Origin of the sequence: Alcaligenes sp. EGD-AK7 (assembly GCF_000465875.3) — a bacterium.
GTDB lineage: Bacteria > Pseudomonadota > Gammaproteobacteria > Burkholderiales > Burkholderiaceae_B > Alcaligenes > Alcaligenes phenolicus.
In genome coordinates this window covers 192,744-204,683 of record NZ_AVOG02000023.1, presented here as the reverse complement: position 1 = coordinate 204,683, position 11,940 = coordinate 192,744, and the positions used below count along the sequence as shown (strand labels likewise).

The 11,940-nt window shown below is 56.4% G+C and carries 10 protein-coding genes; 5 read left to right on the top strand and 5 right to left on the bottom strand.

What is annotated here, in order from left to right:
- Nucleotides 1–235: 235 nt before the first annotated feature.
- The 4 genes from dld to lldP all read right to left on the bottom strand — a co-directional run bounded on the left by dld (nucleotide 236) and on the right by lldP (nucleotide 5,621).
- Nucleotides 236–1,957, bottom strand: coding sequence for a D-lactate dehydrogenase (gene dld / locus N879_RS11915; protein ID WP_009462558.1), 1,722 nt, complete (start codon nucleotides 1,955–1,957; stop codon nucleotides 236–238).
- Nucleotides 1,958–1,959: 2 nt separating this feature from the next.
- Nucleotides 1,960–3,099: an FMN-dependent L-lactate dehydrogenase LldD gene (gene lldD, locus N879_RS11910; RefSeq protein ID WP_009462557.1), complete on the bottom strand. Its 1,140-nt coding sequence runs from the start codon at nucleotides 3,097–3,099 to the stop codon at nucleotides 1,960–1,962.
- Complete coding sequence (lldR, locus tag N879_RS11905) at nucleotides 3,096–3,875, bottom strand: transcriptional regulator LldR (RefSeq protein WP_009462556.1); 780 nt, start codon at nucleotides 3,873–3,875, stop codon at nucleotides 3,096–3,098. The genes lldD and lldR overlap by 4 nt, the downstream gene beginning before the upstream one ends.
- 78 nt (nucleotides 3,876–3,953) lie before the next feature.
- Nucleotides 3,954–5,621: an L-lactate permease gene (gene lldP, locus N879_RS11900; RefSeq protein ID WP_021447023.1), complete on the bottom strand. Its 1,668-nt coding sequence runs from the start codon at nucleotides 5,619–5,621 to the stop codon at nucleotides 3,954–3,956.
- Nucleotides 5,622–6,128: 507 nt separating this feature from the next.
- Here lldP and N879_RS20780 point away from each other — a divergent pair.
- The 3 genes from N879_RS20780 (at nucleotide 6,129) to N879_RS11885 (ending at nucleotide 8,593) form a co-directional block, all read left to right on the top strand.
- Nucleotides 6,129–7,142 carry a TetR/AcrR family transcriptional regulator gene (locus tag N879_RS20780; protein ID WP_021447022.1) on the top strand — a complete coding sequence of 338 codons (1,014 nt, stop codon included), beginning with the start codon at nucleotides 6,129–6,131 and terminating at the stop codon, nucleotides 7,140–7,142.
- Nucleotides 7,143–7,346: 204 nt separating this feature from the next.
- On the top strand, nucleotides 7,347–7,775 hold the full coding sequence (locus tag N879_RS11890; RefSeq protein WP_009462554.1) for a hypothetical protein: 429 nt from the start codon (nucleotides 7,347–7,349) through the stop codon (nucleotides 7,773–7,775).
- A gap of 113 nt (nucleotides 7,776–7,888) precedes the next feature.
- Nucleotides 7,889–8,593: a GntR family transcriptional regulator gene (locus tag N879_RS11885; protein ID WP_009462553.1), complete on the top strand. Its 705-nt coding sequence runs from the start codon at nucleotides 7,889–7,891 to the stop codon at nucleotides 8,591–8,593.
- A 42-nt stretch (nucleotides 8,594–8,635) separates the two neighbouring features.
- Here the strand turns inward: N879_RS11885 and N879_RS11880 are convergent, their stop codons facing one another.
- Nucleotides 8,636–9,097, bottom strand: coding sequence for an Lrp/AsnC family transcriptional regulator (locus N879_RS11880; RefSeq protein ID WP_021447021.1), 462 nt, complete (start codon nucleotides 9,095–9,097; stop codon nucleotides 8,636–8,638).
- A gap of 143 nt (nucleotides 9,098–9,240) precedes the next feature.
- Here N879_RS11880 and kynU point away from each other — a divergent pair, with 143 nt between their 5' ends.
- The gene (gene kynU / locus N879_RS11875) at nucleotides 9,241–10,491 is read left to right on the top strand and encodes a kynureninase (protein ID WP_009463162.1); all 1,251 of its coding nucleotides are present in this window, start codon (nucleotides 9,241–9,243) and stop codon (nucleotides 10,489–10,491) included.
- 37 nt (nucleotides 10,492–10,528) lie between these two features.
- Nucleotides 10,529–11,902: an amino acid permease gene (locus tag N879_RS11870; protein ID WP_021447020.1), complete on the top strand. Its 1,374-nt coding sequence runs from the start codon at nucleotides 10,529–10,531 to the stop codon at nucleotides 11,900–11,902.
- Nucleotides 11,903–11,940 lie beyond the last annotated feature (38 nt).

Genomic DNA, 11,940 nt, shown 5'->3' with positions numbered 1-11,940 from the left:
AATCATTATCGATAATGTAATCTAAATTTTTAATTAGTGGAACCTATTAAACTAAATAGGAAAGGCGGCAGAATATTTTTGTGTTCTGTTTGTCACAATGCACAAAAAAACAGGCCCACCAAGTCGAGCTTGGGGGCCTGCTGGTCTGCATGACGGACGGTTTATTGAAGGGGCGGACCGCGCTGCAAGCAAGGGAATGGCTTGCAGCCCGTGAGTGCCTTCAAGAAAAAGGGGGCTAGTCGTGTTTGCCGCCGCAGCACACACTCCACCATTTGCGGCGCGAGGTGTGGCCGATGCCAGGGTTGAAGGTGTTGGTCGGGTCCAGTTCGCGGTAGAAGCCGGCCAGGGCAGGTTTGGCGATGTAGAGGTGGCCGACATTGTGCTCGGCCGGGTATTCGGCACGGCGTTCATCCAGCAACTTCCACATGCGGTGTTCCATATCCAGAGGAACCACGCCTTTTTTGACGATGTAGTCCTGGTGGAATACGTGGCACAGGAAGTGACCGTAATAGAGCTTGTGGACGATATCTTTTTCCATATCGTCCGGCAGTTGCTCCACCCATTCCTTGTCATTACGGCGCAAGGCAATGTCCAGCGCCACAATATCTTCCACGCTGTCGGGGTGCGCCTCGCGGTAGCGGATGGCGGCACCGGCAATGGCAAAGCGGTGCAGAAAGGCTTTGCGACCTTCTTCGGCATCGCACTCGAAATAGGCACCTTGCTGGCTGCCTTCAAATTGCTGGCTCAGAAAATCGCGCGTGGCCTGCGCGGTGTCGTTGGAGACACGCAGCAACAGGTGATGCTCGAAGCGGTCGCGCCATTCACGCATGCGCGGCGGCAGGTGGCTGGGCAGGCGGTTCATGATGGCCTGGATCACGCGATCAGTGACGCCGCGCCAGCCAAAGCGCTCAAAAAAGCCATCCACACGGCTTTTCATGGCAAAGGCGGATGGCACTTTGGCGGTACCAAAACGGTCGATCAGCAAGAAGGTGTCTTTGCCGTATTGCTCGCCAATATCGTAGGCGGTGCGATGGATGTACTCGCCCGCAATGGGCAGGCGGGGCAGTTCCGTCAGCAGATGGCGGCGCACAGCCGTGAGCTCGTCCGGGTCATTGGTGCCAATGTAGAAAACAGTACTGGCTTCTTTGGGAAAGGTATCCAGACGCACGGCAAAAATGCACAGCTTGCCGGCCGAGCCGGAGGCTTCGTACAGGCGTGAAGGGTCGGCATTGAAACGGGCCGGGGTCTGGGCATCCACATCGCGCACATCGTCGGCGTAGCGTGGGTCGCTGGCCTTGCGTTCCGGATCGTTGATGATATCCGCAACACTGTATTTGCCTTGCTCCAGGCGGCTCAGAATTTCTTCCGGGGTATCTCCCAGATTGATGCCCAGGTGATTGACCAGTTGCAGGGTGCCATCGTCCAGCACTTGCGCGTACAGCGTCAATTCCGTGTAGGCCGGGCCGCGTCGTACCAGCGCACCGCCTGAGTTATTGCAAACACCGCCCAGCACAGAGGCGCCGATACACGAGGAGCCAATCACCGAGTGGGGTTCACGCTCCAGCGGGGCCAGGGTCTGTTCCAGACGGTCCAGCGTGGCACCGGGCAGGCAGACAACTTGCTGGCCATCGTTGATGACTTGTATGCCTTGCAGACGCATGGTGTTCATCAGCACGATGTCGCGGTCGTAGTCGTCCCCGTCGGGGGTGGAGCCGCCCGTCAGGCCGGTGTTGGCCGCCTGCATGATCACGATGCAATCGGCAGCGACAGCGGCTTGCAGGCTGCGCCATTGTTCCAGCAGCGTTCCGGGCCGCACAACGGCCAATACCTTGCCTTCACCCGTGCGATGGCCCTTGCGGTAACGACGCGTACTGCGGTCGTCCGTCAGGACGTGAGGGTTGCCGACAATAGAGCGCAGTTGCTGCAACAAATCCGCAGCGCTGGTGGAAACTGACATGGTCAAGACTCCTGTACAAGCAGGTCAGAGGTGATCTGGGAAATGTTGCTGACACTGGTCAGTGTCATGGCGACCCGAATTTCTTTTTCAATCAGGCCCAGCAGGTGGTCCACGCCGGATTGCCCGGCGGCGGCCAAGGCATAGATGTAGGCGCGGCCCAGCATGGCAGCGTCGGCACCCAGCGCAATCATGCGCACCACGTCCAGGCCACTGCGGATACCCGAATCTGCCAGAATCTTGATCTGGCCTTTGACGGCATCGGCAATGGCAGGCAGCGCGCGTGCCGAGGACAAGACGCCGTCAAGCTGACGGCCGCCGTGATTCGAGACGATGATGCCATCGGCACCAAAGCGCACGGCATCGCGGGCGTCATCGGGGTCCAGAATGCCTTTGATCAGCATGGGGCCTTTCCAGAATTCGCGTATCCACTCCAGATCCTTCCAGGAAATCGAGGGGTCAAAGTTCGCGCCCAGATAACCCATATAGTCTTCCAGACCCGTAGGCTTGCCCAGGTAGCGCGAGATATTGCCCAGATCGTGCGGGCGACCCAGCAGACCAACATCCCAGGCCCAGCGCGGGTGCATGACAGCCTGTGCATAGCGACGCAGGGCGGCGTTCGGGCCGCTCATGCCCGAATGCGCATCGCGGTAACGAGCGCCGGGTACGGGCATGTCCACGGTAAAGACCAGGGTGCTGCAGCCAGCAGCTTGCGCGCGTTCCAGTGCATTGCGCATGAAGCCACGGTCCTTCAACACATACAGCTGAAACCACATGGGCCGCTTCAGGCGCGGGGCAACTTCCTCGATCGGGCAGACTGACACGCTCGACATGGTGAAGGGAATGCCATGTGCATCGGCTGCCTGGGCAGCCTGGACTTCACCTCGACGCGCGTACATGCCTGTCAGACCTACCGGGGACAGGGCCACCGGAATGGACAGTTTTTCACCAAACAGCTCAATGCTGGTATCGAGCTGGCTCATGTCCTTCAGGACACGCTGGCGCAGGGCGACATTGGCCAGATCGTCCACATTGCGGCGCAGCGTGTGCTCGGCGTAGGCACCGCCGTCAATGTAGTGGAACAGGAAAGGAGGCAGTCGTTTTTGGGCGGCACGCCGGTAGTCGGTCGAGGAGGAAATAATCATGGCAGAGTCGGGTCGGATAAGACGGAAGGAGGGGTTTGCAGGCGCGCGGCACGTTCGCGGCGTGCAAGGTCTTCGTCAGCCTGAAGAAGGGTGTTGCGTACGTAGCCCAGGTGTTCGTTCACAACGTGGCGTGCTTGAGCGGGATCGCCATCGACAATGGCTTTGACCAGGGCTTCGTGTTGCGCCGTCAGATTGACAATGGTCTCGGGGGAGTCATGCACGAACATGATGATGTCCCGGTTTTGCGTCACGCTGCTGAGCACCAGATCAAACAGGCCCCGCATGACCTGAACCAGCACCAGATTGTGCGAGGCTTCGGCCACGGCCAGGTGAAACTGGGCATCGGCGCGGGCGGACTGCACGGTATCGCCGCTTTGCTGGTAGCGAATCATTTGCTCGAAGCATTGCAGGATCTTGTCCTTGTCTTCGGGCGAGGCACGCAGGGCTGCGTGCCAGGTGGTACTGCTCTCCAGAGCAATGCGCGCTTCCAGCACGTCGTAACGGTACTGGGGATCAGACAGCATCAGGGCGGCCAGCGGGTCTACCGAGCGCTGGGTCCATTGGGGCGTTTGGGAGGCCAGGTAAGTGCCTGAACCTACCTGACTGCGCAAAATGCCCTGGCTGTTCAGTTGCTGAATAGCCTCGCGCAGCGATGCACGCGACACATTCAATTGAGCTGCCAACGTACGCTCGGCAGGCAGTCTTTGCCCGGCCTTGAAATCGCTGGATTGAATCAGCGCCAGCAATTGTTGGGCAACGTGATCAGAGAGGCGCATAGTTCTTGAGATACCGGAAAAATAAATCTGCAAGGCACGCGTATACGCGCCTTGCAGATGAAGGATGAGGGCGGGCCCTTAGGGAATCATCCAAGGTAACACATAGGCTTGCAGGGTAGTCAGCAGGCCAATCAGAACCGCAAAGATCAAGCTGTGTTTCACGGTAAAGCGGAACAGATCGGATTCTTTGCCGGCCAGACCCACTGCCGCGCAGGCAATGGCGATCGACTGGGGCGAGATCATCTTGCCGGTCACACCACCTGTGGTGTTGGCGGCCACCATCAGCACTTCAGGCAGACCCAGCTGCTGTGCCGTGGTTGCCTGCAAGGCACCAAACAAGGCGTTGGCAGAGGTGTCGGAACCAGTCAGGAACACACCGATCCAGCCCAGGAAGGGCGAGAAGAAGGTGAAGGCTTTGCCGGTGTGAGCCAGGGCCAGCGCCAAAGTTGCGGACAGGCCGGAGTAGTTGGCGATAAAGGCAAAGGCCAGCACCATGCCAATCGAGTAGATCGGTACAGCCAGTTCCTTGAAGGTTTCGCCCAAGGTTTCCACCGCTTTTGCGGGTTTCATGCGCAAAAAGAGGATAGTCAGCAAGGCGGCAATCAGAATGGCGGTGCCGGTGGCAGAGAGCCAGTTAAAGGAGTAGACCGCGCCATACGGAGTGGCCGAGGCCACGACGGGTGGGGCCTTGTCGACCAGATTGTGCAGGAAGGGCACAGGAATATTCACGATGGTCGACGCCAGCGGGCCATTGGCAGCAAACAAGGCTTTGAAAGGCTGCACACTCCAGATCGTGACCATGGCGGTCAGGATGATGAAGGGCGACCATGCTTTGATGATGCGGCCAGTGCTCAGCACGGTAGGGGCCTGATCGGCCAGATTGTCCTGGGCAGGCGAGCCTTCTTGTGTTTCAAAACGGAAGATACGCTTGGGTTGCCACACTTTCAGGAACAGGGTCAGCACAACCAGGGAAACCAGAGCCGAGGTAATGTCCGGCAGCTCGGGGCCAATGTAGTTGGCGGTCAGGAACTGCACCAGCGCGAAGGAGCCGCCACCGACCAGCACGGCAGGCCAGGTTTCCTTGATACCGCGCCAGCCGTCCATGATGGCCATCAGCCAGAACAGCACGAGCACCGTCATGAAAGGCAGTTGGCGACCAGCCATCTGGCCGATTTCAAAGGGATCAATACCCGATACCTGACCGGCCACGATGATAGGAATACCCATGGCACCGAATGCCACCGGGGCGGTATTGGCAATCAGACACAGACCGGCCGCGTACAAGGGGCGGAAACCCAGGCCAGCCAGCAAGGCGGCAGTAATGGCAACGGGCGCACCAAAACCGGCTGCCCCTTCCAGGAAGGCGCCAAAGCAAAAGCCCACCAGGATCAGTTGCAGGCGCTGGTCAGGCGTGACGGACAGGATGGAGGCGCGAATGATGTCGAACTGACCGGTCTTGACCGAAATCTTGTACAGAAAAACGGCGGCCACAATGATCCAGGCGATCGGCCACAGCCCATAGAAAAAGCCATACACCACCGAGGCCAGCGCAGTGGAAACCGGCATGCGATAGAAAAACAGGGCAACGCCCAGGGCCAGCAAGACGGTAATCGTCCCTGCCATATACCCCTTCATGCGCAACTTGGTCAGGGCCAGGAAAAAAAAGATGATCGGAATAAGGGCGATCAGTGCCGACAGCCAGATATTGCCGGTGGGATCGTATTGCTGCAGCCACGCTTGTTGCATGTTGTTCTATCTCCGCAGGAGCAAATGGGAGGCGCTTGTATCGCAAGCGAGCCTGAAGGTCGTTAAATTGGTCTGACCATTTCTTGAGATCGTCAAGAACAGAGCGCATTGTATAGAAAGGATTATTTTATTGAATCTAAGTGTTTACCCTAACGATTCAAGAATAAACAATTTTTTATCCAATTAATTGGTCAGACCAATTTTGGTCAAAAACCAGAAATAAGAGGTGGAACGGGCAGGGGCTGTCACACGGTTTTCAGGCGTGAAAAGTCTCTGTTCCTGACTATTTTTGCCAGGATGGGGCGGGAGGAATCGGGTTACGCTGTTGCTCGTTCAGGTCGATGTCTTGCGACTTCATCAGCGGGAACACTCGCTTTGCAAAAAATGATATTGAGAATCATTATCGTGGATGTAAACTAGGCTTCTAATTAGTAGAGTTTCATAAATTAAATAAGAGGCAGTGGCAGGTACTAGCACGCTGCTGCCATCAAAAGGGTCAACATAGATATGCCAACCCCTCAGGCACCCGCGCCACGCGGACGTCCTCCCACCATCACCCGAGCACGGATTGCCGACGCTGGCATTCAGATTGGCCTGCCCAACATCACCTTTGTGGGGGTAGCGGCCGCTTTGGGTGTCAGCCAGATGGCGCTGTACAAGCATGTGGGCAATCTGGAAGGGCTTAAACAACTGGTGGCCGAAGAAATTTTCAGCCGCTGGCAAGTGCCTCGGGCCACGATTCCGGTTCAAGACAGCCTGGAGGACTATCTGCAGCTGTTCAGTGCGGCGACACAGGCTTTTGTGAAAGCCAATCCGGGCATCACGCCCTATGTGATACGCAGGCTGGTGGCGACTCCTTCCATGCTGGACAAGATCCGGGAGCATCAAGAGCACATTGCCCAGGCTTATGGCGTGTCCTTCGAGCGCTCGCGTTACTTGATGGGAACGGTGGCCTTTCATTGCCTGGCGGTTGCCGATACGGTCTATGCCGTGGCTGGCCGGGAGCCACGTGCAGCCGTGGAACGGGTCGTGGAGGAGGTCGAGATGGAGGGCATACTGCAATTGGGCATGACAGCCCTCATTCAAGGAGCTTTAGCAATGAGTGAGCAAGACATTTCTCCTGACTTTTCCACCCAGTTTCTGGATACATCCGCTTTGCCGATAGCAAGGGTGCGCGAGTTCCCCTTGACCCTGGAGCTGGCCACGCAATGGCTGGACGATATGGAAACCCTGATCAAGGCCGAAAAAGAGTTCGTTCTGGTCTACGAAAGCCTGCCCGATCCTTCCACTCCCGGCGACCCGGAAGGGCGCAAGAAAGCGGTGTTGTGGTTAAAGGCACATCGTGAAGGCTTCGGTCGTTATTGCCGCGGGATTGTGATGATGTGCGATGACCCTGCCAATCTGCCTGCCCTGCAGGAGATGGTGGGGCCTTTGGAAAAGGTTTATCGGGTACCTGGGGGTGTGGCCTCCAGCCCCGACGAGCTGCGCGCTTTCATCCAGCAGTGGGTGACGGCAAGTTAGGACATAACTGACAGTAGTCCATCGCCTGATAGCGCTTTGCTTCAGGTTTCAAAGCCGCTGCGTCTCCGGGTTGAGAGGCAGCGGCTTTGTTATGGACAATCTTTCGCTGAACTGTACGTGTTTTCCCGTCTAGTATCGGTTTTCCTTTGGCATGACAATAAAAACATTGTCATAACAATAAGCAGTGGTCACAGGAGCAAGTACGTGAAAGATCCACATTGTCATTCCAGTAGCATCCTGGTGGAGCGCCCGGCTAAGGTCGCTTTTGAAATCATGTCCGATGGCATCTTGCAAGGTCAGTGGGCCTGGGGCAGTGCGAATCGCAGCGAAGTGGAACCGGGCCTGTTCAGGGGGACCTCGGTCTTTAGCGGCCAGGAAACCTATGTGCGCCTGAATGTGGACGCAGACCGCTTTCAGGTGGATTACGAGGTGGGCGCCAGCAAGGAGGCGATGCAGTTTCGTAATATGTCGCGCGTTATTCCAGGCGAGGTGCTCAAGCTGGGCGCAGACAAATGTGTAGTGAGCTTGCTGACCTGGCGTTTGGCTACACAAAGCGATGCGGCATGGGAGCAGATTTCCTGTGTCCATGAGGCCGAGATGTTTCTGATCAAGGGCCTGCTGGAACGCGAATAAGAAGACGGCTTACTGGCAGGGGAACCAACGATTTTCTGTTGATACCGCAGGTGGAACACAACACGTAGGGAGAGCCAGCAGCAGAGCGTCATCAACAGGGATGAGATAAAAAAGTGAGTACAAAACCACTGTATGAGCAGCTTGCTGACAAGCTGACCCGCTATATCCAGGACGGTCGCTTGAAGCCCGGCGACCGCTTGCCTACAGAGGCCGAGCTAGGGGGGATGTTCGGCGTCAGCCGCATCACCGTGCGTCAGGGCCTGGCGATCTTGACGCGCAATGGCTTGATCGAGCGTTTTCCCAGCCGAGGCTCCTTTGTGCTGGAACGCAAGAACACCGGCTCCTGGGAGCTGAGTTCCATCAATGACCTGGTGCAGTTGGGCAAAGACACCACCACTCAGATTGCCAGTTGGGGGCTGGTCACCCCTCCGGCAGATATTGCTGAGTTTTTCGCTTCCGATGAGCCGGTTTATAAGCTGCAAGCGGTGCGCTACAGGTCAGCGGTGCCCCTTTATTTTGCTGAGAACTACTTGCTACGCTCGATAGGAGAACGTATCGAGCAACAGGCTCTGGAAACACACACCATGGTGGAGATGCTGACTGGCGTGCTGAATGTGCCCATCAAGCATGCGCAAGAAGAGATCAGCATGGCCAATGCGTCGGCAGACATGGCCAAGCAGCTCTGGATCAAGGAGAACCAGGCCGTGATTGTGCAGCGTATTGATCTGTTCAATACCGATAACAAACCGGTGCAAAGCGGCAAGGGCTGGTGGCGCAGCGAGCATTTCAAGCGACGCTTCAAACTGAACTACGACTAAGTCCGGGGTCTGGCACCTGGCCAGACCTTGCCGGTAGCCGGTTTACACAGGCAAGCGTTGCCCCTTGGCCTTGATGCAAGACAGCACGATCTGCGAATGGATCTTGGTGACGCCGCGCAGTGTGTTGAGCTTGTGAATGACAAAATTGGAAAAAGTCTCGAAGTTGCGCGTGCGTATGTGCAGCATGTAGTTTGCCTGCCCGGTCACGATGTAGGCATGGAGCACTTCATCCATGGTAGCCAGTGCTTTGCTCAGGTACTGATGCTCGCTCTCGTTGAGCTGACCGATATTCACTTCCACAAAGGCTTCAATGGCAAAGCCCAGTTTGCCTGCGCTCAAGTTGGCGCTGTAGTTTTCGATGAAGCCTTCCTGCTCCAGAATCTTTACGCGCCGGTGGCAGGAGGAGGGCGAAAGGGCTACCAGGTCAGCTAGTTCCTGGTTGCTGAGCCTGCCGTTGTCCTGTAAAAGACGCAGGATTTTCAGGTCTGTCTCATCTAGTCTCATGTTTTAGAATTTTCTATGAAAAAGGTTTTTAAAAACCGAATTTTCTTCCAGTATTAATCATAATCTTCATCGCTTTGGAATAATTTACCAGAGGCTCGGTGCTAGACTAAATAGCTTAAAAAGCAGAATCGAGGAGCATGAATATGATTACCTTGCAGCAATGCGAGCAGTGGGATCAGGCCGATGAACTGGCTGCCTTCAAAGCCAAGTTCGACCTGCCACCCAACACGATTTATCTGGACGGGAATTCGCTGGGCGCCATGCCCCGACACGCCATGGAGCGCGCCCAGGAAGTTATTGCTCAGGAATGGCGTACCGACCTGATCAATAGCTGGAACAAGGCAGGCTGGTGGACCTTGCCCGTGCGTCTGGGCGACCAGATGTCGCCCCTGATCGGTGCCGGTCAAGGTGAAACCATCGTCAGCGACAGCACCTCGGTCAATCTGTTCAAGGTGCTGGCTGCCGCCGTCAATTTGCAAAAAGAGCGCCATCCGGAAAAGAAAGTGATCCTGGCCGAGCGTGATTCCTTCCCTACGGATCTTTACATCATTGAAGGGTTTAACGCCTTCTTTGGCAAAGACTATAGGCTTGAATTGATTGATGACCCGGCAGACCTGCAAACAGCCGTTAATGATGAAACCGCTGTGGTGGTGCTGTCCCATGTGAATTACCGCACGGGTTACTTGCACGATATGCAGGCGACCAACCGCCTGGTGCATGAACACAATGGCCTGTTGATCTGGGATTTGTGCCACTCCGTGGGTGCCTTGCCTATCGAGCTGAAAGACAGCGAGTCCGACTTTGCCATTGGCTGCACCTACAAGTACCTGAACGCCGGTCCGGGTGCTCCGGCCCTGCTGTGGGTGAACCCCAAGCTGATGGGCCAGATCAGCCAGCCCTTGTCCGGCTGGTGGGGCCACAAGCACCCTTTTGCCATGAGCCCGTCATATGAAGCCGCCAACGGTATCGAGCGTTTCTTGTGCGGTACTCAGCCCATTGTTTCCTTGAGCCTGGTGGCTTGCGGTGTGGACGTGTTCCTGCAAACCGACCTGCAGGCGGTGCGCCGTAAATCCCTGGCGCTGACGGACTTGTTCATCGCGTTGGTGGAACAGGAATGTGCGGAATTTGGCCTGCGTCTGGTGACTCCACGCGATCACCACTACCGTGGCAGCCATGTCAGTTTTGCCCATGAGCAAGGCTATGCCGTGGTGCAGGCCCTGATCGCCCGTGGTGTGATTGGGGACTACCGCGAGCCTGAAGTGATGCGCTTTGGTGTTACGCCCTTGTATCTGTCTTTTGTGGATATTTGGCAGGCTGTGCAGCATATCAAGGCGGTACTGACCGATAAGGAATGGGACAAGCCCGCCTATAAAACACGCTCCAAGGTGACCTGATCAGGCTGATATAAAAAATAAGCATAAAGGAGGAGACATGAGCCGATTTGAGCAAATTCAATCGCGCGAAGCCGGGCTGCATAAAAAACTGAGTGCCCGCCAAATGAGCATGATTGCGATCGGGGGCGCCATCGGTACCGGCTTGTTCCTGGGCAGCAAATTTGCCATTGGCTTTGCTGGTCCCGGCGTTGTACTGAGTTATGTGATTGGCGGCTTCATTGCTCTGGTCCTGATGGGCTGCCTGGCCGAGATGACGGTGGAACACCCCACATCGGGCTCTTTTGGAGCCTATGCGGAGTTCTATATTCATCCGCTGGCCGGGTTCCTGGTGCGCTACAGCTATTGGGCCTGCATTGTTCTGGCCGTGGGCACCGAGGTGACGGCGGTGGCGGACTATATGAAGTTCTGGTTCCCGGACGTCTCACCCTGGATCTGGATCGCCTTTTTCTCGGCCGTGCTGATTGCCGTCAATGCCTACAGCGTCAAGGCTTTTGGCTCGGTGGAGTATTGGTTTGCCCTGATCAAGGTGTTTGCCATTATTGCTTTCATCGTGCTGGCCATTGGCATGTTGACGGGCTATTACAAGCCCGCACAGGTACAGGAAAACCTGTTTGGCCAGGGTGGCTTCATGCCCAATGGCTGGTATGGGGTGTGGGTAGGGGTGATCATTTCCATCTTCAGCTATCTGAGTATCGAGATGATTGCCGTGGCGGCGGGCGAGGCAGAAAACCCCGAGCAAGCCGTGCGCCAGGCCTTCAAGGCCACCATCTGGCGCTTGATCATTTTCTACCTGCTGTCCTTGTCGCTTATCGTGATGCTGGTGCCTTGGCAGGTGCTGGTAGCGGAAGGCACAACCAGTCCTTTCATTACGGTGATGCAGTCCGTCGGCATTCCCTATGCAGACAGTATCCTGAACTTCATTGTGATTATTGCGGCCTTGTCGGCCATGAACAGCATGCTCTATATCTCGACCCGCATGATGTTCAGCCTGTCGCGTGCCGATGATGCGCCCGCTGCGCTGGGCAAGGTGGCGCGCAATGGTGTGCCCTTGAATGCCCTGGCTTTATCGGCCAGCGGTGTGGCCGTGGCCGCAGTGGTGTATGCCAACAATCCGGAAACCGCCTTTCCGGTGATGATTGCCTTGTCCATGTTTGGCGCTTTGTTCACATGGGGCATGATCTTCCTGACTCATTTGTTCTTCCGCCGCCGCGTGGCACAGGACGGTGTGCAGCTACGTTTCCGTATGCCGGCCTATCCCATCGGCACCTTGCTGGGCTTGATTGGCATTGTGGCGATTTTGGTGACTACCTGGTTCATCAATATCTTTCACTACACCTTGCTGTTTGGTGTGCCGTTCCTGCTTGCATTGGTCGTGATTTACTTTGTACGAGGCGCTCGTAAGGCTGCCTGAGTGATCTGACTTTCTGGCTCTGTTTGAACAAGCCCCTG